We start from the raw sequence: 26,579 nt of genomic DNA, 5'->3' as shown, positions 1-26,579 counted from the left end.
CCCTCGCCCTTCTCCACGACTAGCCTATATTTATCGCTGCACTGATCCGGCCGGATGGCTTCTGGGAAGGCGGTCACCAAGCGGCGACAGCCGCCCTCTCCCGCAGTGGGCCTCAAGCCGATAACGAGATTGCCGCTTCGCTTGCCTGTCCGTGATAGCCATCCAGAGGTGAAACAGTCATGTCAAACGAGTCAAAATGCCCGTTCAACCATGCTGCTGGCGGTGGCACCACCAACCGTGATTGGTGGCCCGACCAGCTGAACCTGAAGATCCTGCACCAGCATTCCTGCCTATCCGACCCCATGGACGAAGGCTTCGATTACGCCAAGGCCTTCAAGAGCCTGGATTTCGCCGCCCTCAAGCAAGACCTGCGGGCACTGATGACCGACTCCCAGGACTGGTGGCCCGCCGACTTCGGCCACTATGGCCCGCTGTTCATTCGCATGGCCTGGCACAGCGCCGGTACCTACCGCATCGGTGACGGGCGCGGCGGCGCAGGCTCCGGCCAGCAGCGTTTCGCCCCGCTCAACAGCTGGCCCGACAACGTCAGCCTCGACAAGGCCCGGCGCCTGCTCTGGCCAGTCAAGCAAAAATACGGCAAGAACATTTCCTGGGCCGACCTGATCGTGCTCACCGGCAACGTCGCCCTGGAATCGATGGGCTTCAAGACCTTCGGCTTCTCGGGTGGTCGCGCCGATGTGTGGGAGCCCGATGAAGACGTCTACTGGGGCTCTGAAACCGTCTGGCTCGGGGGCGACACCCGCTACGGCAAGGCGCAGCCTCCCGGAGACGCGCCGCTGGTAGCCGAGCCGTCGATGCACGGCAAAGAAGAAAGCCGCAACGACAACCCCGGCCGCAATCTCGAGAACCCGCTGGCCGCCGTGCAGATGGGCCTGATCTACGTGAACCCGGAAGGCCCGGAGGGCAACCCCGACCCTATCGCCTCGGCCAAGGACATCCGCGACACCTTCGGCCGCATGGCCATGAACGATGAAGAAACCGTAGCGCTGATCGCCGGCGGCCACGCCTTCGGCAAAACCCACGGTGCAGGCCCTGCCGACCATGTCGGTGCCGAACCCGAAGCCGCGGGCCTTGAAGAACAGGGCCTGGGCTGGCGCAACAGCTTCGGCAGCGGTGTCGGCGCCGATACCATCACCAGCGGCCTGGAAGTCACCTGGACCTCGACTCCGACCCAATGGAGCAACGAGTACCTGGAAAACCTGTTCAATTTCGAATGGGAACTGACCAAGAGCCCGGCCGGCGCCAACCAGTGGAAACCGAAGAACGGCGCAGGCGCAGGCCAGATCCCGCACGCCTTCGACCCGTCGAAAAAACAGGAACCGCGGATGCTCACCTCGGACCTGGCCCTGCGCTTCGATCCGATCTACGAGCCCATCGCCCGACGCTTCAAGGAAAACCCCGAGCAATTGGCCGACGCCTTTGCCCGCGCCTGGTACAAGCTGATCCATCGTGACATGGGCCCGCTGTCGCGCTACCTGGGCCCGGAGCTGCCCAACGAGGAACTGCTGTGGCAAGACCCGCTGCCCAAGGTCGACCACGCCCTGGTCACCGAGGCCGATGCCGCTGCGCTCAAGGCCAAGATCCTGGCCTCGGGGCTGTCGGTGTCGCAGCTGGTGTCGACGGCCTGGGCGGCCGCCTCGAGCTTTCGCGGCTCGGACAAGCGCGGTGGCGCCAACGGCGGACGCCTGCGCCTGGCACCGCAGAAAGACTGGGAGGCCAACCAGCCGGCGCAACTGGCCGAGGTGCTCGGCAAGCTGCAGGGCATCCAGAACGAGTTCAACGCCCAGGGTGGCGGCAAGAAAATCTCCCTGGCCGACCTGATCGTGCTGGCGGGCAATGCGGGTGTGGAGCAAGCCGCAAAAAATGCCGGCCACAGCGTCACCGTGCCGTTTTCCCCTGGTCGCACCGATGCTTCGCAGCAACAGACCGACGTCGAGTCCTTCAACCTGCTGGAGCCAGTTGCCGATGGCTTTCGCAACTTCGTCAAGGCGGGGGTCAAGGTCAAGCCCGAGGCGCTTTTGGTAGACAAAGCGCAACTGCTGACCCTCACCGCGCCAGAGATGACGGTGCTGGTGGGCGGCCTGCGGGTACTGGGCAACAACACCGGCAAGAGCGCGCACGGCGTGTTCACCAAACGGCCGGAGCAATTGACCAATGACTTCTTCCAGAACCTGCTGGACATGAGCGTGGAATGGAAACCCACCTCCAGCGCCAACGACACCTACGAAGCGCGCGACCGCAAGACGGGCGAGGTGAAATGGAGCGGCACCCGCGTTGATCTGGTGTTCGGTTCCCATGCCCAGTTGCGGGCACTGGCCGAGGTGTATGCCAGCAACGATGCCAAGGACAAGTTCGTCAATGACTTCGTCGCCGCCTGGACCAAAGTAATGAACCTGGACCGTTTCGACCTGGCGTAAGAGGAGCGCCACAACGCCCCGACCCGAGGTTTCGGGTCGGGGCGTTTTTATTCTGATCCGTATTTTTCTGCGTTATCTGCATCTGTAATGCATTGCCTGAGACTCCGACAATAAAGCCCTGTAAGGCGCGTTTGCCTCTTTCCTGTTCAATTCGGAGTTCATATGGGCAAGCTTGCATTTTTCGTGGTTGGCTTTCTGGTGCTGGCGATCGGCATCGGCGCGTTGGGCACCATCTCCCCCCTGTAGGAGCAGCTTTGCCCCGCGATAGCGCTGTCATCAACGCGTCATGGATCGAGTGGCAAGATCATCGGACATGCTTTCGAGCGCTACCGATGAACGTGCAAGGAACACTCGATGAAAGGCGACACCTCCCTGTTTGCGGCCATTGACCTGGGGTCCAATGCGTTTCGCATGATGATCGGCCAACCGGTCAAGCGGAACCGTCAATGGGTGATCGAAGAGGTGAAATCCTTGCGCGAACCCGTCCGCCTGGCCGAGGGTCTGCGCGCTGGCGCCCTGGATGAACTGGCGCTGGACCGGGGCTGGCAAGCACTCGCCCGGTTTGGCAAGAAACTGCGCGGTTTCGAGCCCGGGCGCGTGCGCGCCGTGGCCACCAGCGCGGTGCGCGAAGCCGCCAATGCCCGGCTGTTCTTGAGCGATGCCCAGCGTCACCTGGGCTTTCCCATCGATGTGATTTCGGGCGAAGAAGAAGCCAAGCTGGTGTATGCCGGCGTCAGCCATCGCATCCCAGCGTCCGATACCATGCGCCTGGTGGTGGACATCGGCGGCGGCTCCACCGAGCTGATACTGGGCCGGGGCGAGCAGGCACTGCTGACCGAAAGCCTTACCATCGGCAGCGGCACGTGGAGCACACGGTTTTTCCCGGGCGGCCTGGTATCGGCACAGGCCCTGCTGGATGCCGAGCGCAGCGCCACGATGCAATTCGAGAAAGTTGCCCGTCGCTATCGTCACCTGGGCTGGCAGCAGGCAATCGGCTCGTCGGGCACCGCCCGGATGCTGGCCAAGGTGCTCAGGGCCAATGCCTTGAACGACTGCGGCGAAGGCGGTATCACCTATCGCGGCCTGTTGCGCCTGGCGGTGCTGCTGCTCGATGCCGGGCATGTGAACTGCACCCGCCTGGGCGGCCTGCAACCCCATCGCCAGAACGTCTTGCCCGGCGGATTGGCAATCATGCTGGCAGCCTTCAAGGCGTTCGGGATCACCGAGATGACGCCGTCCGAGCCCGGGCTCAGGTTTGGTTTGTTGCACGGGTTGATGCAACAGCGCTGAACGCCGACGGACACAAGCATTGGCATCGGCGGGAAAAATCAGTACAGTCCCGCTCGCTACATGACACGCTCACCTGAGGACGACCTCAGGCTCGAATACTGATCGGGGACGGCCCTGGACTTCCAAGGAAGCAAGCCGTGACCGATGTATCCGCACTCCCTACCCTTCCCCTGTACTTCTCGCCCGCGCAGCGTTTTCGATTCTGCCCGTCAGACCCGTGCGCCTGTGGTTAGCCAGCCCCCACCTGAAGCTTTCAATGACCAACGTCACGTTGATCCATTCATACCGGGGACTGAACAATGACAGAGACAACAGCCACCATTTCGCACAACTGGGCGTTCGGCGTCTTCCTGCTGGGCGTTGTCACGCTTTGCCTGCTGATGCTGGGTATTTCCAGCTTCCTGGGCGGCAAGGCCTGGGGACGGAGCAAGAACGAGCCCTTCGAATCGGGCATGCTGCCCGTGGGCAATGCCCGCCTGCGGCTATCGGCCAAATTCCACCTGGTTGCGATCTTGTTCGTGATCTTCGAGGCCGAGGCGCTGTTTCTATTTGCCTATGCCGTCTCAGTGAGGGAAACAGGCTGGGCCGGATTCATCGGGGCGACTATCTTCGCCGGCATCCTGCTGCTCGGGCTGGTCTATGAAGGCGCAATGGGCGCCCTCAATGGCGGCGTCGCAAAAAAGCCCCGGGGCAAAACCCATGAGGCCAAACATCCATCCTGCTCGCAGGGAGGCTAACGCCATGACCACAGCACCCCGTCACGACACCCTGTTCGACGAGGCGATCAAACGCCCACTCATTGCGCTTTCGACCTGGATGCGGCTGGCCGGCGCCTGGCTGGTGGTCGGCCTGTTCATGCTGATGGGCGCAGACCTGCTGGGCAGCACCCTGAACTCGTTGACCTCGACCTGGGTGTTCCTGCTGCTGTTCTTCACCATCCTGATGGCGTCATTCGGTGTGGTACACGAAGCCGATCACCTGGCGCAGCAGCTTGGCGAACCCTACGGCACCCTGATCCTGACGTTATCGATCGTATCGATCGAAGTGATCCTGATCGCCTCGGTCCTGCTCGGGCCGGGGGATTTCCCGAGCATCGGCCGGGATTCGATCTTCGCCGTGATGATGATCATCATGAACCTGGTCATTGGTATCTGCCTGATCGCCGGCGCTGTGCGCAACGGCGAGCAGGCGTTCAATATCCAGGGCGCCAATGCCTATATCTCGATGATCGTGCTGCTCACCGGGATTGCCTTGATACTGCCCAACTACACCTCCAGCGCCGGCGAGTTCAGCGTTACCCAGGCAGTTGGCATCTCGGTACTGACCCTGACGCTGTATGCAGCGTTCCTGTGGATGCAAATGCGCAGCCACCGGCGCTTCTTCATGCAGCCACCTGCCGGACACATGAGCATTGCCCAGCCGCAATCGCACAGCGATGCGCCGCGTACCGACGAGCACACCTCGCTCGACAGCAAAGAGATCCTGATACGTTCCCTGGTGCTGCTCGGCTTGATACTGCCCATTGTGTTGCTGGCGCATTACCTGGCCGTGGTAACCGACTACGGCATCGAGGCCGTCGGCGCGCCCACTGCGGTGGGCGGTGTATTGATCGCGATCATTGTCTTCACCCCCGAGTCCATTACCGCAGTGAAGGCGGCGATCAACAACGAAATGCAGCGGGCGATCAACCTGTGCCTGGGCGCGTTCGTTTCCACCGTAGGCCTCACGGTGCCGGCGGTGCTGGTGATTGGCATGCTCACCAACAAGCCGGTAGTGATGGGGATTTCCAATACCGAGATCCTGCTCTTCATCATCACCGTTGTGCTGACCATGCTCAGCTTCAACAGCCAGAAGACCTCACCGATCCAGGGCCTCATGCACCTGGTCGTGTTTGCAGTGTTCGGCCTGGTGCTGTTCTACCCCTGACTGCAGGAGCGTCAGGCGTTGAGCTGCTGCAGCACCACTTCCAGCGGATGGCGCAGCGTGCGGTCGGCCTGACGCTTGACCTGGCTGCGGCAGGAATATCCCGTCGCCAGGGCTTCGCCCTCCTTGTCCAGCTTGCCCGCCCAGGACTGCTCGAAGATCACCTTCGAGGTGTCCTGGTTGCGGGCTTCGTGGCCGTAGGTACCGGACATACCGCAGCAGCCGGTGGCTTCGGTGGACAACTTCAGACCCAGGCGGGCGAACACCTGTTCCCACTGGCGGGTGCTGGCCGGGACGTTGGTCTTCTCGGTGCAGTGGGCCATGAGCCGGTAGGTGGTCGTGGCGCGGGTCGGCTGCTCGGGCAGTACGTCCATCAACCACTCCTGGGGCAGCAGCACGGTCGGGCAGCCGCCCAGGCCCGGCACCTTCTGGTACTCCTGGCGGTAGACCAGGGTCATCGCCGGGTCCAGGCCCACCAGCGGCACGCCGCACTCGGCCAGGGCGCTGAGCTGACGGGCATTGCGGATCGCCGCTTTGTTGAAGGCACCCAGGAAGCCCTGTACATGCAGCGGCTTGCCATTGGCGCTGTAGGGCGCCAGGTACACGCGGTGCCCCAGGCGGTGGACCAGGTCGATAAAGGCCGCCAGCACCGGTGTCTCGAAATAGCGGGTGAAGGCGTCCTGGACCAGGACGATGCTGCGCTCGCGCTGGGCCGGGGTCAGTTCGCGCAGTGCCGGGATACTGGCCATGCGCACGTTGCAGCGAGTCAGTGTGGCCTGCAGGTTGTAGCGGCTGATCAAGGGACTGTCGAGCATGCCGACATGACGCTCCAGCAGTTTGCTCACCCACTTCGACCCCATTACCGCGTTGTACAACCCGGGCGCATGGGCCAGGTACGGGATGCTGAACTCCAGCGAGCCGATCAGGTAGTCACGCAGCGGCCGCTGGTAGCGCCCGTGGTAGAGCTCGAGGAAGCGCGAGCGAAACTCCGGTACGTTGACCTTGATCGGGCACTGGCCCGCGCAGGACTTGCACGCCAGGCAGCCGGCCATGGCGTCGTACACCTCATGGGAAAAGTCCGCCTCGCCCTTGCTGCGCGCCAGGTTGTTGCGCAGGCGCGTCGGCAGACCCTTGAGCCAGGCCGTCTTGCCCTTGGCCACGGCCAGCACGTCGATACTGGCGGCGCCCTGCAGGCGCAGCCATTCGCGGATCAGCGAGGCACGGCCCTTGGGCGAGTGCTGGCGTTCGCGGGTGGCTTTCCATGACGGGCACATGGCGTCGTTGGGGTCGTAGTTGTAGCAGGCGCCGTTGCCGTTACAGTGCACGGCGCTGCCAAAGCTCTGCCACACGCGCTCGTCGATCTGGCGGTCGTAGTCGCCACGCAGCGGTGCCTCGTCGACCTTGATCAGGCCCTGGGCGCTGTCTGGCGGGGTGCAGATCTTGCCGGGATTGAGCTGGTTGTGGGGGTCGAACGCGCCCTTGAGCGCCTGCAGCGACGGGTACAACTCGCCGAAGTACTCGGGCACGTATTCCGAACGCAGGCCCTTGCCATGCTCGCCCCACAGCAGGCCACCGTAGCGCAGGGTCAACGCCGCCACGGCGTCGGAAATCGGCTTGACCAGTGCGGCCTGGGCCGGGTCTTTCATGTCCAGGGCCGGGCGCACGTGCAGCACACCGGCATCGACGTGGCCGAACATGCCGTAGGCCAGGCCATAACTGTCGAGCAACGCACGGAAATCAGCAATGTAGTCGGCCAGTTGCTCTGGCGGCACCGCAGTATCTTCCACGAACGGCTGCGGGCGCACTTCACCTTCGACGTTGCCCAACAGGCCCACCGAGCGCTTGCGCATGGTGTAGACCCGCGTCACCGCCTCGGCGCCTTCGGCCAGGGTGTGGCCCAGGCGCTCGACCCCTTGGTCGGCCTGCAAGTGGGCGACAAACGCCTGTACCCGCGCATTCACCTCGGCCGGGTCATCACCGCAGAACTCCACCAGGTTGATGCCCAGGGTCGGGCGCTCGGCATCGGCGGGGAAGTATTCGGCAACGCTGTGCCAGACGATGTCCTTCATCGCCAGCATCAGTACCTTGGAGTCGACGGTCTCGATCGACAGCGGCTTGTGCGCCATCAGTGCATTGGCGTCGCGCAGGGCGTCCATGAAGCTGGTGTAGCGCACGTTGACCAGCACCGCGTACTTGGGGATCGGCAGCACATTGAGCTTGGCCTCGACCACATAGCCCAACGAGCCTTCGGCACCGCACAGCACGCTATTGAGGTTGAAGCGACCCTGCTCGTCGCGCAGGTGCGCCAGGTCATAGCCGGTCAGGCAGCGGTTGAGCTTGGGGAAGGTCCGTTCGATCAGCTCGGCCTGGGTTTCCTGGATCTGCCGGGCGGTGCGGTACACCTCACCGGCACGCCCGGGCTCGGCACAGGCAGCCTCGAGCTCGGCATCGCTCAAGGGCCGGGTGTGCAGGCGCTGGCCGCCCAGCAAGACGCTGTGCAGCTCCAGCACGTGGTCGCGGGTCTTGCCGTAGGTGCAGCTGCCCTGGCCGCTGGCGTCGGTATTGATCATGCCGCCGACGGTGGCACGGTTGGAGGTCGAAAGCTCCGGGGCGAAGAACAGCCCATGGGGCTTGAGCGCGGCATTGAGCTGGTCCTTGACCACACCGGCCTGCACCCGCACCCAACGTTCCTCGACGTTGATTTCGAGGATGGTGTTCATATGCCGCGACAGATCGACGACCACACCGTCGGTCAGCGACTGGCCATTGGTACCGGTGCCGCCGCCACGGGGGGTGAGCTTGACCGCCTTGAAGCGCGGCTCTGCCATCAACGTGGCAATGCGGGCGACGTCGTCGGCGTCCACGGGAAACACCGCGGCCTGGGGCAGGCGCTGGTAGATCGAGTTGTCGGTGGCCAGCACCGTGCGGGTGGCGTAGTCAGCGCTGAGCTGGCCACGAAAACCTGCACTGCGCAGGGCATCGAGAAAATCAGGGTACAGAGTGGCCGGCGCAGTGCCAGTCAGTCGGGCGATCATCGGGGGACGGCCTCATTTATGTCGGGCTAATCAGGAATACGTGCTGAAACGGTATGGTCAGTACACCGCCAGGTAGTGGATGATGCCAATGATCCCGCACCCTTGCGCCCGGCACAAACGGATAATCCCGCAACCTTTGATGACTTTTACGAATGAATTACCGCAACCTCACCCCCTCGATGTCGTTACTGCTGGCCTTCGAAGCCGCCGCCCGGCATGAAAGCTACACTCGCGCCGCCGTCGAGCTGTCGCTGACCCAGAGCGCCGTCAGTCGCCAGGTCCAGGCCCTGGAGCAGCAATTGGGGGTCATGCTGTTTCGCCGCGAAGGCCGCACGGTCAAGCTCACCGATGTCGGGCGCCTGTACCAGCGCGAAATCGTCGAGGCGCTGGGCCGGGTGCGCAGCGCCACCCTGCACGCCATCGCCCATCAGGCCGGCGGCGGCAGCCTGCGCCTGGCGACCTTGCCCACCTTCGGTTCGAAATGGCTGTTGCCGCGCCTGCATGCGTTCTACCGCAGCCACCCGGAAGTGATGGTGCATATCAATTCGAGGATCGAACCGGTGGACTTCGCCACCAGCGGCATCGACGCCGCCATCGTGGTGGCCACCGCCGACTTGCCAGGGCTGATCTGCCATCGCCTGCATGCCGAAGAGCTGATGGTGATCCTCTCCCCCACCCTGGCCGCCACCCGCCCGGCCTGGAGCCCCCAAGACATCAGCCAGCAGGTACTGCTCAGCGTCGCCAACAACCCCAACGCCTGGGGCGAGTGGTTCACCCACCATGGCCTGGCGCACCAGGCCATGCGCCTGGGACCGAGCTTCGAACTTACCTCGCACCTGATCCAGGCCGTACGCGCCGACATCGGCATCGGCCTGGTACCGCGCATCCTGATCACCGAAGAGCTTGCCAACGGCGAACTGTGCAGCCCGACCCTGCCGTATGCCAGTGCGCGCAGCTATTACCTGGTGTATCCGCCGCGCAACCAGGCATTACCCGCGCTGGAAGCATTCCGGGGGTGGTTGCTCGACAAGGCTGGCCGAGGACTGGGTGATTAAACGGCCAATCAATGGACTCTCGATAAACAATTTCGCTTTAAAAAGAGCAGTTGATACTTCAAAAACAATAAATAGCGCACTGAGTATTGGCGTCAATTTATTTCAACCAACAACTACCCGATTAAAATTGGATCCACAACAATCCAGGCGAAATGTAACTTTTAGTTAATAAACAAACGGGTAGACAAACTGCCAGAACATGGCTACCGCCTGCGTCCTGCCTCACCACCTAGCCAGTGGCCATTATTTTTACAACAAAGCCCTGCACTTAAAAAAAGAGCAGCTATGTTGCTAATTAACAGGTCCGCAACGGACCCTTGGTGCGCCGAAGGTGTTGCTGATGAAAACAACAATAATTGCTGCCGCCGTTACCACCACGCTCGCAGGTTTCGTGCCTGTCTTAACTATGGCTGCGACCACAACCGATCCGGTACTGGGCGTCGGCTTGATCGGCAGCTATAGCGAATTGGAATTCAAGGGGCGGACTTCAACAGATACCGAATATATCCCCGAGGGCGGGCTGTTCATCAACTTCGGCAACAAGCTGACTGCACACACCGGCCTGGTATACCAGGCCGAGTTGAGCGGCCAGTATGTGGAACGTCAGGGTGAGCGGGTCAAGGACGCCCAGGCTGACGTCGACCTTGGCTGGCGCGTGGCGCTGGATGACAGCAACTTTATAGACGCCTTGATTGGCGCCGGCTACAAATGGAACCGCTTTCATCCCGACTACAGCAAGTACGACATTGAACTCACCAGCCGCACACCCTTCGCCAAAGTTGCAATTGGCTATAACCATCAATTCGATAATGCCACCGTGAGATTGGAAGCAGGTGTTCGCAAAACAATTGATGGCGATTCGCGATTGGAAATAAGTCGCGTCGGCAGCGACACCCTGGACTTGAAAGACACCAGCAACCCCTATGCCGAACTTCACGTCTTGTTCAATCAACAGGGAGACTTCCCGGTTGTCGCCACCCTGTACTACAGCCACTTCAAATACGACCTCGACGGCCAGTTCCTCATCACCAACTTCGACAAACAAACCCGCAACGAATATGGCGCCAAGCTGGGCCTGGTGTTTTAAACCTGCGGCTGATGGCTGGTCACACAATGGATACCTCCGCCGCCAGCGGCAATGGCATCGATGTTCAGTTGCACCACCTCACGGTCGGGGTAGCACTGCGACAACAGTTCATAGGCAGCAACATCCGCCGCCTTGTCACCAAACTCGGGGGCAATGACCGCGCCATTGACGACGAAGTAGTTGATATAGCCAGCGGCAAAGTCGGGGTTGTTCTTGCTGAACTTGCTTTTTCGCGGCTTGAGCGGTGGCGACAGGGTCAGCACCTGTAGTGGCCGGCCATCGGCATCGGTAGCCTGTTTGAGAATCTCCAGGTGCGCCAGCGTCACGGCGTGGTCGTAGGAGTCCGGGTCGCTGTCGAGGTTGGCAATGACTACGCCCGGCTTGGCGAAGCGTGCGTAGAAGTCGACGTGGGCATCGGTGATGTCCTTGCCCTTGATGCCGGGCAGCCAGATGATCTTGCGCAAGCCCAGGCGCGCCTTGAGCTCTTTCTCGACCTCGGCCTTGCTCCAGTCGGGGTTGCGGTTGCGGTTGATCCAGCAGCTTTCGGTCATGATCGCGGTGCCGTGGCCGTCCACTTCGATACCACCGCCCTCGCCCACCAGCTCGCTCTGGATGTAGTGCGCATCCACGGTGTCGGCCACCAACCCGGCCAATTGCGCATCCTCATCGTGCTGCTGTTTGTTGCCCCAGCCGTTGAAGTTGAAATCCACCGCACCCAGGGCGCCCTCGCCGTCAACGACGAAATTGGCGCCGGTATCACGCATCCACACATCGTCCAGCTCGGTGGTGACATAGGTGATGTTGGTCGTGCCGCAGTGTTGCCGGGCCAGCTCCCGCTCATGCTGGCGACAGAATACCGTCACCGGCTCATAACCGGCGATGGTACGGGCGATCAGGCCAATGGCTGCTTGCACGTCGGAGGTGAAGTCTTCCCAGATCGCCTCCTGGGCACCAAAGGCCACGAAAGCCCGCTGGTGCCGGTCACCCTCATCGGGCATGCGCCAGGTGCCCACGCTTGCCTGCGCGCGCAAGGGGCCCAGGCCAAGCCCCAGGGCTGCGGCGGCGCCCATTCCGGCAACGACCGAAGCCTGTTTGATGAAGTCACGACGTGTGGTCATAGGTGGATCCTTGAATAGTTGCTCGCACGCTTACTGCGCGGTGGCGGTCTTGAACTTGGTCCAGGTACGCATGCGGGCGCGCATGTCGGCCTGGGGAATGTCCTGGCCCGGAATCAGCCGCTCATAGGTGGCATCGTCGAGGTAGATGTCGGGGTTGTTGCGCATGCTCGCATCGACATCCGGGCGCGCCTTGGCGTTGGCGGTGGGGTAGCCGGTGAAATTGCTGATGGCGGCCATGTTTTCCGGGCGCATGACGAAATTGATGAAGGCATAGGCGTACTCCGGATGCCTGGCGTCCACGGGAATCGCCATGGTGTCCATCCACACGGTAGTCCCCTCTTTTGGAACGCGGTACTCGAATCGGGTGGTTTTGCCAGCGCTGTCGGCGGTACGCTGCGCCTGGGTCATGTCGCCGCTGTAGCCCAGCGACAGGCACAGGTTGCCGTTGACCAGGTCGGTCACCGGCTGGGACTGGAACTTGCGGATGTAAGGCCGGATCTTGAGCAATACCTCACTGGCGGCGGCCAGGTCTTCACGCCGACCACTGCGCGGCTCGCGACCCAGGTAGTTGAGCACCACGGCCAGCACTTCATCGGGCGAGTCGATCATCGAAATGCCGCAGTCGGCGAACTTGGCCGCCAGCTCCGGCTTGAACAGCATGTCCAGGCTGTTGACGGGGGCGTCGGGCATGCGCTGGCTGATCTGCTCGGCATTGTAGGTCAGGCCGATGGTGCCCCAGGTGTAGGGCACGGTGGCAGGGCTTGAATGCACATAGTGCGTGCGCAGCTTTTGCAGGCCAGGTTCGATGTCGTTCATGGCGTTGAGCCTGGATTGATCCAACACCTTCAGGCTGCCAGCACGCATCAACCGCTCGGCCACGGTATCGCCGGGAAAGATCAGGTCATAGCCGCTACCGCCAGCCATCAACTTGGCCTCAAGGGTTTCACTGCCATCCATGACGTCATAGATCACCTTGATACCGGTTTCGGCGCTGAACCTGGCCAGGGTGTCTTGAGCAAAGTAATCGGCCCAGTTGTACAGCCGCAGGGTTTTCTCTTCAGCGTGCAGCGGCGTGATGATGCAACCCAGGGCAAGGCCCAGCGCGCACAGCAGGCGTTTGTTGGCAGCGTGCATATCAGACTCCTTGGCGGTTCCAGCGAGCATTGAGGTGACGGCCGTCCTGGCTCAACAGCGGTCCGTACATCTCCGGGCGGCGGTCGCGGTAAATGCCCCAGCTCAGGCGCTCTTCGGCCATCGCAGCCAGGTCCAGGCTGCTCAGCAACACACCGGTGCTGCCACGGTCGGCCTCTACCAGCAGCTTGCCCTTGTGGTCGCAGATAAACGACGAGCCATAGAAGTCCATCTGCAGGTTCGCATCGGTGGTCGCCACTTCTCGGCCGACCCGATTGGCCGCCACCACCGGCAGGATGTTGGCGGCGGCATGGCCGCGCATCGCCATTTGCCAGTGATCACGCGTATCCAGCCCTTCACAGCCGGGCTCCGAGCCGATGGCTGTGGGAAACAGCAGGATCTCGGCGCCCATCAATGCCAGGCAGCGGGCAGTCTCGGGGAACCACTGGTCCCAGCAGATCCCCACGCCGATGCGCCCGGCCGCCGTGTCCCAGACCCTGAAACCGGTATCGCCGGGGCTGAAGTACTCCTTTTCCTGATAACCGATGGCATTGGGGATATGGGTTTTGCGATACACACCCAGCAACTGCCCGTCTGCATCGGCCACGCTCAGGGAGTTGAACCAGGCATTGCCGGCCCGCTCGAACCAGCTCAGCGGCAGGACGACCTCGAGCTCCCGGGCCAGCGCGGCGAAGCGCTTGAGCACCTTGCTGTCGCGGTACTCCTCGGCCAGCGCCAGGTGCTTGTGGCTTTGCTCGATGCAGAAGTACGGCGTGGCAAACAACTCCTGCAGCAGGATCAGCCGGGCGCCCTTGGCTGCGGCCTCACGCACCAGTTGCTCAGCGTGGTCGAGGTTCTGCCCGAGGTTCCAGGTGCAGGGCATCTGGGTGGTGGCTACGGTCAACAGGCTCATGGCATCACCCCTGCACCGGCCAGGCCGGCTGCTGTTGGGTGATGCAATGCACCCCGCCGCCGCCATGGGCCAGGTGGTTGATGCGCACCGGTACCACCTCGCGCCCCGGGAACGCCTGCGCCAGCACGTCAGCCGCTGCCTGGTCGGCGTCGATGCCATAGGCCGGCATGATGATCGCGTTATTGGCGATGTAGAAATTGGTGTAGGAGGCGCAGAACACTTCGGCGTCGGTGTCTACCGCTTCGCTGGCCTCATACAGTTCGATCAGCTCGAAGTGGCGGCCCTGGGCATCGGTGGCCAGCTCCAGCGCACGACGATTTTCCCGCGCTACCCCGGCGTACACCGAGCCCTGGTCATGGGTGGCGTCCACCAGCAGTACGCCAGGGCGGGCGAAGGCACACACACCATCGACATGGCCGTCGGTCATGTCGCCGGTCACGTAGCCGGGGTCGCCCGGCAACCAGATGGTTTTCTTGATGCCCAACAGGCGGCTGAAGATCTCCTCCATCTCGGCCTTGCTCACGCCCGGATTGCGATTGGGGTTTAGCAACACCGACTCGGTGGTGATCAGCGTGCCTTGGCCGTCGACATGAATGGCGCCGCCTTCGTTGCTCAACGGCGTGCCAAAGCACGGCAGGCCCAGGCCATTGAGCACGCGACGGGCCAGGCCTTCGTCCAGGTCATGGGCCGATTTGCCGCCCCAGGCATTGAAGCGCCAGCTCACCCCCGCCACGCCATGCTGCGGGTGGCACACGAAGCTTGGCCCCGAGTCCCGGCACCAGCTGTCGTTCACCGCCAGTTCGATCAACTCGATGTTCGGCCCGCACAGGGCCTTGGCACTGCCGACAGCAGCAGGGTCGACCACCAGTCTGACCGGCTCGAAGCGGGCGATGGCATTGGCCACCCGTGCGAAGTCTTCCTGCACCTGCGCCAGGGTCACGCCCCAGCCCGATTCCCACAGCGCCTGGTTGTGGGGCCAGACCATCCAGGTCGCCGCGTGCCGGGCCCACTCTGCCGGCATCCACCACCCATCGTTAAGCACGTTGTTCTGCTGCATGACAAATACCCTTGAGTTAAGCCATTGTGTTCAATGAAAACTGCCTTGGCGGTCTTGGCATGCATGCTACGGCTGTAAAAACGGGCTAACAAACGATGGATTTTGCAGAAAACTGATTAGGACAACTTATCAATGCTCAAGCACTGGCCCCCACTGAGCAGCCTACGCGGCTTTGAAGCAGCCGCCCGGCTGGGCAGCTTTCACAAGGCTGCCGAAGAACTGCACCTGACCCAATCGGCGATCAGCCAGCAGATCCGCAGCCTCGAGGCCTATCTGGAACAGCCACTGTTTTTCCGCAGCGGGCGCAGCGTCAGCCTGACCGATGCAGGGCACGACCTGCTCAGCACCACCCAGGCGATGCTGCAGCAACTGGCCGTGGGCATCCGCCGCCTGGGCCAGTACCAGAAGCCCAATCAACTGGTGCTCAACACCACCCCGGCGTTCGCCCGACACTGGCTGTTGCCGCGACTGGGCGAGTTTCGCCGCCAGTATCCGCAAGTGGATTTGTGGATTTTCACCACCGACGAAGTACCGGACATGGCCAGCCAGACCATCGACCTGGCGGTACGCGATGACATCAGTGCCCAGGCCGAATGCAGCTTCAAAGTGCTGCACGCCGACCGCCTGTATCCGGCGTGCCACCCCAGCGTACGGGCCCTGCCCTGCGAGCAGCGCACCACCTTGCATGGCGAGCGGGAAATGGATTGGAGCCACTGGGCGGTGGAGGCCGGCATCGATGTCGGCCAGCAGGACCAGGGCCTGAATTTTTCCGACCCCGGCCTGCTGCTCGATGCCGCGGCCGCGGGGCTGGGCATCGCCCTGGTCAGCGAACTGCTCAGCCGGCAGGCACGTGCCAGCGGGCTGTTGCAGCCCTTGGTGGAACAGACCATCCGCGGCCCGAACTGGGCGCTGCTGACCCACCGCGACAGCGAGCACGATCCAATGGCACGCAGCTTTACCACCTGGCTGCACGACAACCTGCCCGCTGTGGGTACACTGACAGCAACCTGAACCTGCTCCGGGAGCCCTGCATGAAGGTTGGCGTGATCTCCGATACCCATGGCCTGCTACGCCCCGAAGCACTGGATGCGCTGGGCGGTTGCGAGCGGATCATCCATGCCGGCGATATCGGCAAGCCGGAGATCCTTCGGCAACTGGCGACCATCGCGCCATTGCAGGTAGTGCGCGGCAACAATGACCTGAACCTTCCCTGGGCAGACAGCCTTGCCGACCATTTGCGTTTCGAACTCAACGGCTGGCCCGTGCTGCTGGTGCATGACATTGCCGATGTGCCGGCACTGCTCGATGACGACATCCGCCTGGTGATCACCGGCCACTCGCACAAGCCCCTGATCGAATGGCGGGGCGAGCGCCTGTATCTCAATCCGGGCAGTGCCGGCCCCAGGCGCTTCAAGCTGCCGGTGACCCTGGCATTGCTCGAAGCGCTGCCCCTATCGCTGGATCCGCAACTAGTCTCTCTGCTGTAGCGACCCTGCGCGCAAGCATCGGCAAATTATGTACTAACTTGTTAATTAGCTTGCTAAGGGTATAATTCGGCCACCCCCCTTTCGAGTTTTTTTCGATATGAAGCACGCACCGCGCGCCGCTGGCGCCTCCTCATTCATCCTGGTTGGCCTGGGCGTGATCATCACCCTGCTCGGCCTTGCACTCGCCGCCGGCGGTGTGAAGCTGGCCGGCCTGGGTGGCTCCTGGTACTTCCTGCTCGGCGGCCTGGCGATGGCTGTTTCCGGCCTGCTGATTGCCCGGCGCAAGCCTGCCGGCGCCTGGCTGTTCGCCGCCTTCCTGGTGGCCACGGCGATCTGGGCCCTGGCCGATGTGGGGCTGGCATTCTGGCCGCTGTTCTCGCGCCTGTTCATGTTTGGCGCCATCGGTTTTGTGGTCGCGCTGGTCTATCCGCTGCTGGCCCGTGCCAGCGGCGCCACCCCGGGCCGGGGTGCCTATGGAGTGGCGGGCGTGCTCGCCGTCGCCCTGGTGATTGCGGTGGGCAATATGTTCGTCGCCCATCCAAGCGTGGCGCCGACCGGCACCGGCCCTGGTATCACTCCGGTGGACCCTGCCACCGCGCAGAAAGACTGGGCCCACTACGGCAACACCGAGGGCGGCAGCCGCTTCGCAGCGCTCGACCAGATCAACCGCGAAAACGTCAACAAGCTGCAAGTGGCCTGGACCTACCACACCGGTGACGTCGCCATCAGCGACGGCAACGGCGCCGAAGACCAGCTGACTCCGCTGCAGGTCGGCAACAAGGTGTTTATCTGCACCCCACACAACAACCTGATCGCCCTCGATGCCGATACCGGTAAAGAGCTGTGGAAGAACGAGATCAATGCCAAGTCGGCGGTGTGGCAACGGTGCCGCGGCATGGCGTATTTCGATGCTACCGCCCCCATTGCCCAACCGACCCAGCCTGACAGCTCGGCGATCATTGCCGCCAGCGTACCGGCCGCTGCCAACTGCCAGCGCCGCCTGCTGACCAACACCATCGACGCCCGGCTGATCGCGGTCGATGCCGACACCGGAGAGTTCTGCCAGGGCTTTGGCGACAACGGCCAGGTGGACCTCAAGGCCGGCCTCGGCAATGTGCCAGACAGCTACTATCAACTGTCGTCGGCGCCGCTGATGGCCGGCACCACCGTGGTGGTTGGCGGGCGCATTGCCGACAACGTGCAAACCGACATGCCCGGCGGCGTGATCCGTGGTTTTGACGTGGTCAGCGGCAAGATGCGCTGGGCCTTCGACCCGGGCAACCCCGAAGATCGCAACGCCCCGGCAGGCGACGCCACCTACGTGCGCAGCACGCCCAACAGCTGGGCACCGATGTCGTACGACCCGGCCATGAACACCCTGTTCCTGCCCATGGGCAGCTCGTCCACCGACATCTATGGCGTGGAGCGCACCGCGCTGAACCACAAGTACGGCGCCTCGGTGCTGGCCCTGGACGCCAGCACCGGTGCCGAAAAGTGGGTGTACCAGACCGTGCACAACGATCTCTGGGACTTCGACCTGCCGATGCAACCGAGCCTTATCGACTTCACCAAGGCCGATGGCCAGTCGGTGCCTGCAGTAGTGATCGGCACCAAGGCCGGGCAGATCTTCGTGCTCGACCGCGCCACCGGCAAGCCGCTGACCCAGGTCGATGAAGTACCGGTCAAGGCCGGCAACATCCCCAACGAACCCTACTCGCCAACCCAGCCCAAGTCGGTGGGCATGCCGCAGATCGGTGCCCAACAACTGACCGAATCGGACATGTGGGGCGCCACGCCCTTCGACCAGCTGCTGTGCCGCATCGACTTCAAGAAAATGCGCTACGACGGCCTGTACACAGCGCCCGGCACCGACCTGTCGCTGAGCTTCCCAGGCTCGCTGGGTGGCATGAACTGGGGCAGCCTCTCCACCGACCCGGTGCATGGCTTCATCTTCGTCAACGATATGCGCCTGGGCCTGTGGATCCAGATGATCCCCTCGCAGAACAAGGGCCAGGCCGCCTCCGGTGGCGAGGCGCTGAACACCGGGATGGGCGCGGTTCCGCTCAAGGGCACGCCGTATGCGGTGAACAAGAACCGCTTCCTGTCGGTGGCCGGTATTCCGTGCCAGGCGCCGCCGTTCGGCACTCTCACCGCCATCGACATGAAGACGCAGAAAATCGCCTGGCAAGTGCCGGTGGGCACCGTCGAGGATACCGGCCCGCTGGGCATCCGCATGCACCTGCCGATCAAGATCGGCCTGCCGACCCTCGGCGGCACCCTGTCGACCCAGGGTGGCCTGGTGTTCATTGCCGGCACCCAGGACTTCTACCTGCGCGCCTTCAACAGCGGTAACGGTGAAGAAGTCTGGAAAGCCCGCCTGCCCGTGGGCAGCCAGGGCGGCCCGATGACCTTCGTGTCGCCGAAGACCGGCAAGCAGTACATCGTGATTACCGCCGGTGGCGCGCGCCAGTCCACGGATCGCGGCGACTATGTGATGGCTTACGCCTTGCCTTGATTCAACTCCTTTTCGCGGCGCAAGCCCGCTCCTGCAGTAGGAGCGGGCTTACCCCGCGATCGCCCCAAAAAGATTCAGGAATACCCCTCGATGTCCTCCGCTTTGCGCTTTACCTCCTGCCTGCTTACCGCCCTTGTCAGCACCACTACCCTGGCCCAGGACAACACCCTCACCGGCGACTGGGGCGGCCTTCGCCACCAGCTGGACGAACAAGGCATCAAGTTCACCGGTGACTACAGCGGCGAGACCGCCTACAACGCCAACGGCGGCCTGCACCGCTCGGCGCGCTACTCGCAGAACATCAAGCTCGGTGTGCAGTTCGATCTGCAAAAGCTGTACGGCCTGGACGACGGCGGCAAGGTCCAACTCACCGTCAACGACCGACGCGGCAACAGCGCCTCCGAAGACCTGGTGGGCAACCGCCTGCCGATCCAGGAGAACTACGGCGGCCTCTACACCCGCCTGACCGAACTGAGCTACGAGCGCACCCTGTTTACCCCGGCGCTGAACGTCAAGCTCGGCTACATGGCCATGGGCAACGACCTCGGCGGGCTGGACAGCGGCATCCTGTGCAACTTCATGAACGCAGGGTTCTGCGGGCACCCGCTGAACATGTCGGGCGGCAGCGGCTGGACCAACTACCCCAACGCCCACCTCGGCGCGCGGGTCAAATACGACCTGTCGCCGGCCTGGCAACTGCGCGTTGCCGCGTTCAATGTCGACCCCCAGAGCAATGGCAACTCCAGCCGCGCCTGGCACCTGGGGCCCAAGCACACCACCGGCACCGTGGTACCGATCGAGCTGGTGTACAAGCATGCCGGCGAATTGCCAGGGGAATACAAGCTCGGCTACTACTACGACAGCTCCGACGCCAAGCGCATCGGCAGCGACGATGAAGTGGCCGGGCGTGGCGGTCATTACCTGCTGATCGACCAGGCTGTGTGGACCTCTCGAGCCTCGACGGGCCGCAGCCTGCACGCCTTCGGCCAATACTCGGCGGCCAGTGCGGCAGCATCGCCCTTCAAGAGCTGGTATGGCACAGGCGTCGTGCTGTACAAGCCCTTCGAAGGCCGCCCCCGCGATACCGTCGCCCTGGGCTACGGCCGCGCCGTGCCCAATCCGCGCAGCCGCGACGTGCAGCAGGACGCCGCGCTGGCCAATGGCGAGGCATTCGCCAACCTGGACAGCGCCGAACAACTGATCGAGTTGAGCTACGGCTATCAGGCCACCCCCTGGCTGACCTTGCGCCCGGATGTGCAATACATCATCGAGCCAGGAGCGTTTTCGGGTGAGCAGATCGACAATGCCCTGGTGCTGGGCCTGCAGGTCAAGGCCACGTTCTAACCCACCGCCTCGATCTACAAAGAGGCCGGCTTGGCCCGCGATGCGATGTAGCAGACAGTTCGCTATCGCGGGGCAAGCCCGCTCCAACAGACTATGATCCAGCTTTCCAATTATCTTATGGATCTTCGCAATGCACCTCGCCCCCGCCATTCCGGTTCTGCGCATTTTTTCGGTGGAAAAGGCCAAGGAGTTCTACCTGGGCTTTCTCGGCTTCACCCTCGACTGGGAACACCGCTTCGAACCCGACCTGCCCCTCTACGCCCAGGTCCATCGTGACGGCTTGATTTTGCACCTGAGCGAACACCACGGCGACAGCACGCCAGGCTCTACCGTGTTTGCCCGTGTCGAAGATATCGAAGCCCTGCAGCGCGAGCTGATTGCCAAGCAGTACGGCTACTCGCGCCCCGAAGCGCAGCACGTCGGCTGGGGCCTGCAAATGGAAATCGCCGACCCGTTCGGCAATCGCCTGCGGTTCTGTCAGCAGATCGAGGGTTGATCACACCGTTGTATTGGGCGGCGCTTTACCCGCGTCGCCTGCGCCCTTAAGCTGTACCCCACTTGTGTTTTCCCGAGGTGTAGTCCGATGCGCCATTAATGCCGCCGTCTGTTTGACGGCCCGTCTTCATCCCCCTTTGCCGGGGACGTTGCTGGCATTTTATGGAGTGTCGTATGACCCCTGTCTCGATTCTGACGCTCGATCGCGTCGCCTTTGCCTTGCCCGATGGCAGGCCGTTGTTTACCGACCTGAATGAATGCTTCGACCAGCGCTGCACGGGCCTGGTCGGGCGTAATGGCGTGGGCAAGAGCATCCTCGCGCAAATCCTCGCCGGGGGCCTGGCGCCCACCTCTGGGCACTGCCGCGCCACTGGCCGGGTGCATTACCTGGCGCAGCAGTTGGCCGGCCCCGACACCACCGTGGCGCAACTGGCCCAGGTCGGCGAGGTGCTCGATGCCTTGCGCCGCATCGAGGCCGGCAGTTGCTCGCAAGCCGACTTCGACGCCGTGGGCGAACGCTGGGATATGCGCGAGCGCCTGCAAGCGCAATTGGCGCGCCATGGGCTGGAACAACTGGATGCAGATCGGCCGGTCGCCACCTTGAGCGGCGGGCAGGCCACCCGCGTGGCCTTGCTCGGGGCATTTCTCAGCGAGGCCGACTACCTGATCCTCGATGAGCCGAGCAATCACCTGGACGGCCCCGGGCGCGCCCAACTGCTTACCCTGCTGAGAGAGTGGAACAAGGGCTTGCTGGTGATCAGCCATGACCGCGAACTGCTCGCGCACATGCAGCGGATCGTCGAGCTTTCGCCCCTTGGCCTGGCCAGTTACGGCGGCAATTACAGCGTGTATGCCCAGTGCAAGGCCGAGCAAAGCGCCCAGGCCGAACGCACGCTGGAGCGCCTGAAGCTGGAACGCCAGCGCCAGGCCCGCGAGCTGCAGCAGCAACGCGAGCGGCTGGAACGGCGCCAGGCCAGGGCTGGCCGGGAGGCGCGCGACAGCAACCAGGCGAAGATACTCCTGGATCGCAGGCAGGAACGCAGCGAAGCCACCGCCGGCAAACTGCAGCGCGACCATCAGGCCACCCGGCAGGCAATGGCGCAGAAAGTGCGTGAAGCTGCCCGGCGGGTGGAGGCCAGCAACACCATCGCCCTCCAGGCACCGGCCCCTACGCGGCAGGCGGGCAGCCCGCTGGTAACGCTGCAGGCGGTACGCCTGCCGTTCGGCGACCCGCTGCAGTCACCATTGGACGGTTGCCTGTACAGCGGCGATCGGGTCGCGCTGATCGGTGCCAATGGCAGCGGCAAGTCGACGATGCTCAAGGTGCTGGCAGGTCTCCTCGCACCCCGCTGCGGCCACGTCGAGGTTCGCGTTGAAGTCGCCTACCTCGATCAGTACTGCAACCTGTTACCTGCCACGCAATCGGTGCTCGACTACCTGCGCCAATGCACCGTGCGCCTGGATGAAAGCAGCCTGCGCACGCGCCTTGCGCAATTGGGACTGGGTGCTGATCGGGTGGAACTGCCCAGCGGCCTGCTCAGTGGCGGCGAACGGCTCAAGGCGGCGCTGGCGGGCGTGCTCTATGGCGACACCCCGGTGCCGCTGTTGCTGCTCGATGAACCGAGCAACCACCTCGACCTGCCCTCCCTCACCGCCCTGGAAAGCATGCTGCGCCAGTACCGCGGCGCCCTGCTGGTGGCCTCCCACGACAGGGTGTTCTTGCAGCAGCTGGGGCTGGACGGCGAGTGGCGGCTGGGGCGCTGAAACGACAAGGCCCCGTCCATTGCTGGACGGGGCCTTGGTTTACCCTGCTGCCTGGTGTTCAAACTATCGTACCTGCCCCGCGATTGGCGGCGGTCGTGGTACGTATCGAGGTCAGCGGGCAAAGCTTCGTTGAATTTATGGTGCTCCCGACTTTGCAGTCTGTCCAGCTCAATGTGCGGCCAAATGGCCCAACGGTAGCGGCCCATGGGGCTTGACCGTCTGGATGGCGAAATTGCTGCGGATATCACTGACCCCCGGCAGCTTGAGCAGGGTGTCGATCAGAAAACGTTCGTAGCTGCGCAGGTCCGGTACCACCACCTGCAGCAGGAAGTCCGACTCGCCCGACACCAGGTGCGCGGCAATCACTTCAGGCAAGGCCAGTACCGCTTGCTGGAAAGCCTGGGCAGCCGGTTCGTGGTGGCGCTCGACCTTGACCCCGACGAACACCGTTAGCCCCAGGCCCACTTCGTCGCGATCCAGCTGGGCGGCATAGCCCTTGATCATCCCCGCCTCTTCCAGCAGGCGTACCCGGCGCAGGCAGGGTGACGCAGACAGGCCGATCATTTCGGCCAGCTCCACATTGCTCAGACGCGCGTTGCGCTGCAGGGCGTCGAGAATCTTGCGGTCAAAAGCATCCAGGGTAATTTTTGGCATGATCGGTATATTCCTTTACTGATCCTGGCATTTTATATCAATACACCCTGCAGCCCACGCAACATTCGCAAGCACCTGCCAGCCTCTCCCGGCATAGAATTTTTACCTCGTCGTGAATTGCCGGAGATGGGCAGATGACTCAATACAGCTTGTTTATCGCAGCCCTGCTGGTGGTGTACCTGGTGCCCGGCCCGGATATGTTCCTGCTGCTCAACACCGGCGCCAGCGAAGGCCGCCGCCAGGCCCTGATGACCGCATTGGGCCTGGCCCTGGCCCGTGCCGCCCACGTCACCCTGGCCGCCCTGGGGCTGGCGGCACTGCTGCGCACTCACCCGTGGGCCTTCGACCTGCTGAGCATCGCCGGTGGCTTGTACCTCGCCTGGTTGGGCTGGCAGTTGCTGTGCGCCAAGGTCTCGACACTGCCGACGAGCACGGCAGAGGCCCGCCAGCCTGGCCATTGGTCGGCTGCCTTGAAAAAGGGCCTGCTGACCAACCTGCTCAATCCCAAGGCGCTGCTGTTCTGTTCGGTGTTGCTGCCGCAGTTCATCAGCCCGCATGCGGGGTCGATCAGCCAGCAATTTGCCATTCTCGGCACGGTGCTGGTGGTGGTCGGCCTGGGCTTTGACAGCGTCTATGCCCTGAGCGGTGATCGCCTGGGTCGCTGGGTGGCTGCCAGCCCCTGGAAACAGAAGCTGCAGAACCGCTTGTTCGGCACCCTGCTGATCGGCTTCGGCGCGCGCCTGGTACTGCTGCGCGAGCTTGGCGGGTGACGATTTGCGCTGATTTTCACTGCGACCATGGTCCAATCTATGACTGGGCGTTTCCGATCTGCACGGGATGTATTATCGTGGCTGCGTGCGCTATTTCAGCCGCCTGAGCCATCAGGCATATGCCAACCATTCGAGGGTGCCATGAGTAACGAAAGCATTAACTGGGACAAGCTGGGCTTCGACTACATCAAGACCGACAAGCGCTACCTGTCCTACTTCCGCAATGGCGAGTGGGACAAGGGCACCCTGACCGAAGACAACGTACTGCACATCAGCGAAGGCTCGACCGCGCTGCATTATGGCCAGCAATGCTTCGAAGGCATGAAGGCGTACCGCTGCAAGGATGGTTCGATCAACCTGTTCCGCCCTGACCAGAACGCCCTGCGCATGCAGCGCAGCTGCGATCGGCTGCTGATGCCGCAGGTGCCTACCGATGTGTTCATCGAGGCCTGCAAACAAGTGGTCAAGGCCAACGAACGCTTCGTGCCGCCGTATGGCAAGGGTGCCCTGTACCTGCGTCCGTTCGTGATCGGCGTAGGCGACAACATCGGCGTGCGTACCGCCCCGGAGTTCATCTTCTCGATCTTCGCGATTCCGGTTGGCTCGTACTTCAAGGGCGGCATGACCCCGCACAAGTTCCTGATCTCCGACTACGACCGCGCCGCGCCACAAGGCACCGGTGCCGCCAAGGTCGGCGGCAACTACGCAGCCAGCCTGCAGCCAGGCTACAAGGCAAAGCAGGCCGGTTTCGCCGACTGCATCTATCTTGACCCGCTGACCCACACCAAGATCGAGGAAGTCGGCTCGGCCAACTTCTTCGGTATCACCGCCAACAACGAGTTCGTCACGCCAAAATCCGCTTCCGTGCTGCCGGGTATCACCCGTCTGTCGCTGATGGAGCTGGCGGAGTCGCGTCTTGGCCTGAAGGTGATCGAAGGCGACGTGCTGATCAATGACCTCAAGCGCTTCAAGGAAGCTGGCGCCTGCGGTACCGCGGCGGTGATCACCCCGATCGGCGGCATCCAGTACAACGGTGAGCTGCATGTGTTCCACAGCGAAACCGAAGTGGGCCCGGTGACCCAGAAGCTTTATCAGGAGCTGACCGGTATCCAGAGCGGCGACGTTGAGGCGCCGGCTGGCTGGATCGTCAAGGTCGCCTGAGGCATTGATGAGCGATGACTGAAGGGCATGCCAGCAATGGCATGCCCTTATCTTATCAACATGGACACGCCCATTCTGCCGATAAGAAATATAAGCAAGACCAGAAAAAATACCCGAATAAAACCACTGCCATACCGCAATGCCAAAACCCCCCCCGTAAGTGAACCGGCGATATTGCACACAGCCACCATCCCACCGATCGCCCATAACACGTGCCCCGACGGAATAAAAAAGAGCAACGCGGCGCTAAACGTCCCTAGATTCACCAGCTTTGCCGAAGCGGAGGCGTTCAAGAAATCGAAGCCAAAATACTTAACAAACAGAAAAAGCAATAAACTCCCACTCCCCGGACCAAAAATCCCGTCATAGAAACCAATCAGCCCTCCAAAAAACACCCCCAACAGCACTTCCTTGTCCCCACACTCTATGCGCGCATGAACCCGCCCCAAATCCTTTTTAATAAAGGAATAGATAGCCATCACTATCAGAACAACTAGAACAACGGGCTCCATAAACGCTTTCGGTATGAGCGAGACAGAGAAAGCGCCTAGCAATGCAAACACGAATGCCGAAGCCAGCGTAGGAAGCAGGAGCTTCCACACAATCTCTATTCTTTTTGTATAGCTGAAGACAGAAGAAAGATTCCCTGCGAGCACCGCGAGCTTATTGGTTCCAAAAACAGTCGCCACGCTGCATTGCGGCAAAGCATGCAAGAGCGCCGGCACTTGAACTAGCCCCCCTCCCCCCCACTGCCGCATCTATTAAACCACCGCAAAATGCAAAGAAGCCCAGCGCAACCAGAGTGTATTCATAATCCATGAAATTACCCAGTTTGAATAGCCAATTCAAATTTCGACACGCATTGAAATTAATCGAACAATAACATTCTTTCGAAAACCGACATCTCTATAGCCGAACTTGGGGTCGAACCGCAACGCTAAAAAACAGCGACCAGAAGCCACTAAATCCCTTTGCATTGCGCAGACCGATAACATCGATACGCAATACCGGCCTGGTGGAAATCATCATGGCGTGCATTATGGAGCTTTTATACTCACAGGAAGTGATTGCAGACTTATGCTCCGCCACACACTTCACGCATCGCTCTCTGGATTTCAGCGACAGACTCAAAGTTAGCGCGCAGAGGCGGACTTCTAAAACCATTCCCCATCGATCGACCAGGAATTTTCAATTCTTTCATATATCCTGGCAGCGACCCAAGGAACACATCACCAAACTTCTGCATTGAAGTAGCCCCCTCAATGCTCAAGGCAGCATTCAAGATGTCTATTAGCATTTGTAAAGTAGTAACGACTGCAAGCTTGCAAGAGCACCCAAATCG

The 26,579-nt window shown here is 62.3% G+C and carries 20 protein-coding genes and 1 pseudogene; 14 read left to right on the top strand and 7 right to left on the bottom strand.

All coding sequences use genetic code 11. The features are described 5' to 3' along the window. Positions 1-179 precede the first annotated feature (179 nt). The 4 genes from katG (at position 180) to NPS58_RS03230 (ending at position 5,654) form a co-directional block, all read left to right on the top strand. The gene (gene katG / locus NPS58_RS03245; protein ID WP_274113468.1) at positions 180-2,438 is read left to right on the top strand and encodes a catalase/peroxidase HPI; all 2,259 of its coding nucleotides are present in this window, start codon (positions 180-182) and stop codon (positions 2,436-2,438) included. Between the two features lie 354 nt (positions 2,439-2,792). Further along, the gene (locus NPS58_RS03240) at positions 2,793-3,728 is read left to right on the top strand and encodes a Ppx/GppA family phosphatase (RefSeq protein WP_274113466.1); all 936 of its coding nucleotides are present in this window, start codon (positions 2,793-2,795) and stop codon (positions 3,726-3,728) included. Between the two features lie 299 nt (positions 3,729-4,027). After that, positions 4,028-4,465 (top strand): NADH-quinone oxidoreductase subunit A, encoded by a 438-nt coding sequence (locus tag NPS58_RS03235; RefSeq protein ID WP_274113464.1) that lies wholly within the window; start codon positions 4,028-4,030, stop codon positions 4,463-4,465. Positions 4,466-4,469: 4 nt separating this feature from the next. Continuing rightward, positions 4,470-5,654, top strand: coding sequence for a calcium:proton antiporter (locus tag NPS58_RS03230; protein ID WP_274113462.1), 1,185 nt, complete (start codon positions 4,470-4,472; stop codon positions 5,652-5,654). 11 nt (positions 5,655-5,665) lie between these two features. On the opposite strand, the gene ydiJ is transcribed toward NPS58_RS03230, so the two are convergent. Further along, positions 5,666-8,686 carry a D-2-hydroxyglutarate dehydrogenase YdiJ gene (ydiJ, locus tag NPS58_RS03225; protein ID WP_274113459.1) on the bottom strand — a complete coding sequence of 1,007 codons (3,021 nt, stop codon included), beginning with the start codon at positions 8,684-8,686 and terminating at the stop codon, positions 5,666-5,668. A 152-nt stretch (positions 8,687-8,838) separates the two neighbouring features. On the opposite strand from ydiJ, the gene NPS58_RS03220 reads away from it, so the two are divergent. Both NPS58_RS03220 and NPS58_RS03215 read left to right on the top strand, forming a co-directional pair. Further along, positions 8,839-9,741, top strand: coding sequence for a LysR substrate-binding domain-containing protein (locus tag NPS58_RS03220; RefSeq protein ID WP_274113457.1), 903 nt, complete (start codon positions 8,839-8,841; stop codon positions 9,739-9,741). A 340-nt stretch (positions 9,742-10,081) separates the two neighbouring features. Beyond that, on the top strand, positions 10,082-10,828 hold the full coding sequence (locus tag NPS58_RS03215; RefSeq protein WP_274113455.1) for a hypothetical protein: 747 nt from the start codon (positions 10,082-10,084) through the stop codon (positions 10,826-10,828). On the opposite strand, the gene NPS58_RS03210 is transcribed toward NPS58_RS03215, so the two are convergent. Genes NPS58_RS03210 through NPS58_RS03195 form a run of 4 tightly spaced genes read right to left on the bottom strand, consistent with a single transcriptional unit; the run spans position 10,825 to position 15,047 of the window. Next, positions 10,825-11,946, bottom strand: coding sequence for an agmatine deiminase family protein (locus tag NPS58_RS03210; RefSeq protein WP_274113453.1), 1,122 nt, complete (start codon positions 11,944-11,946; stop codon positions 10,825-10,827). The genes NPS58_RS03215 and NPS58_RS03210 overlap by 4 nt on opposite strands. A gap of 30 nt (positions 11,947-11,976) precedes the next feature. Continuing rightward, positions 11,977-13,080: an extracellular solute-binding protein gene (locus NPS58_RS03205; protein WP_274113451.1), complete on the bottom strand. Its 1,104-nt coding sequence runs from the start codon at positions 13,078-13,080 to the stop codon at positions 11,977-11,979. Between the two features lies 1 nt (position 13,081). Then, the gene (gene aguB, locus NPS58_RS03200) at positions 13,082-13,990 is read right to left on the bottom strand and encodes an N-carbamoylputrescine amidase (protein WP_274113449.1); all 909 of its coding nucleotides are present in this window, start codon (positions 13,988-13,990) and stop codon (positions 13,082-13,084) included. A 4-nt stretch (positions 13,991-13,994) separates the two neighbouring features. Continuing rightward, the gene (locus NPS58_RS03195; RefSeq protein WP_274113447.1) at positions 13,995-15,047 is read right to left on the bottom strand and encodes an agmatine deiminase family protein; all 1,053 of its coding nucleotides are present in this window, start codon (positions 15,045-15,047) and stop codon (positions 13,995-13,997) included. A 132-nt stretch (positions 15,048-15,179) separates the two neighbouring features. Between NPS58_RS03195 and NPS58_RS03190 the strand changes: the two genes are divergently transcribed. The 6 genes from NPS58_RS03190 (at position 15,180) to NPS58_RS03165 (ending at position 22,652) form a co-directional block, all read left to right on the top strand. Further along, the gene (locus NPS58_RS03190; RefSeq protein WP_274113445.1) at positions 15,180-16,058 is read left to right on the top strand and encodes a LysR substrate-binding domain-containing protein; all 879 of its coding nucleotides are present in this window, start codon (positions 15,180-15,182) and stop codon (positions 16,056-16,058) included. Positions 16,059-16,078: 20 nt separating this feature from the next. Further along, on the top strand, positions 16,079-16,534 hold the full coding sequence (locus NPS58_RS03185) for a metallophosphoesterase family protein (RefSeq protein WP_274113443.1): 456 nt from the start codon (positions 16,079-16,081) through the stop codon (positions 16,532-16,534). Positions 16,535-16,631: 97 nt separating this feature from the next. Then, positions 16,632-19,049, top strand: a complete 2,418-nt coding sequence (locus NPS58_RS03180; protein WP_274113441.1) for a glucose/quinate/shikimate family membrane-bound PQQ-dependent dehydrogenase — start codon at positions 16,632-16,634, stop codon at positions 19,047-19,049. A 90-nt stretch (positions 19,050-19,139) separates the two neighbouring features. Further along, the gene (locus NPS58_RS03175) at positions 19,140-20,393 is read left to right on the top strand and encodes a carbohydrate porin (protein WP_274113439.1); all 1,254 of its coding nucleotides are present in this window, start codon (positions 19,140-19,142) and stop codon (positions 20,391-20,393) included. 130 nt (positions 20,394-20,523) lie between these two features. Continuing rightward, positions 20,524-20,889 carry a glyoxalase superfamily protein gene (locus NPS58_RS03170; protein WP_274113437.1) on the top strand — a complete coding sequence of 122 codons (366 nt, stop codon included), beginning with the start codon at positions 20,524-20,526 and terminating at the stop codon, positions 20,887-20,889. 173 nt (positions 20,890-21,062) lie between these two features. Next, a complete protein-coding gene (locus tag NPS58_RS03165; RefSeq protein WP_274113435.1) occupies positions 21,063-22,652 on the top strand; it encodes an ABC-F family ATP-binding cassette domain-containing protein in 1,590 nt (529 codons plus the stop codon). A 168-nt stretch (positions 22,653-22,820) separates the two neighbouring features. Here the strand turns inward: NPS58_RS03165 and NPS58_RS03160 are convergent, their stop codons facing one another. Then, positions 22,821-23,297 (bottom strand): Lrp/AsnC family transcriptional regulator, encoded by a 477-nt coding sequence (locus NPS58_RS03160; protein ID WP_274115341.1) that lies wholly within the window; start codon positions 23,295-23,297, stop codon positions 22,821-22,823. Positions 23,298-23,440: 143 nt separating this feature from the next. Here NPS58_RS03160 and NPS58_RS03155 point away from each other — a divergent pair, with 143 nt between their 5' ends. Further along, positions 23,441-24,076, top strand: a complete 636-nt coding sequence (locus tag NPS58_RS03155) for a LysE family translocator (protein ID WP_274113433.1) — start codon at positions 23,441-23,443, stop codon at positions 24,074-24,076. Positions 24,077-24,217: 141 nt separating this feature from the next. Then, on the top strand, positions 24,218-25,237 hold the full coding sequence (locus NPS58_RS03150; protein WP_274113431.1) for a branched-chain amino acid aminotransferase: 1,020 nt from the start codon (positions 24,218-24,220) through the stop codon (positions 25,235-25,237). A 47-nt stretch (positions 25,238-25,284) separates the two neighbouring features. Here NPS58_RS03150 and NPS58_RS03145 read toward each other — a convergent pair. Continuing rightward, positions 25,285-26,056, bottom strand: a pseudogene (locus NPS58_RS03145) (sulfite exporter TauE/SafE family protein). Positions 26,057-26,579 lie beyond the last annotated feature (523 nt).

The organism is Pseudomonas putida (assembly GCF_028682455.1).
GTDB lineage: Bacteria > Pseudomonadota > Gammaproteobacteria > Pseudomonadales > Pseudomonadaceae > Aquipseudomonas > Aquipseudomonas putida_AA.
Note: the sequence above shows the minus strand (reverse complement) of the source record. Positions and strands in the feature narration are given on the sequence as shown.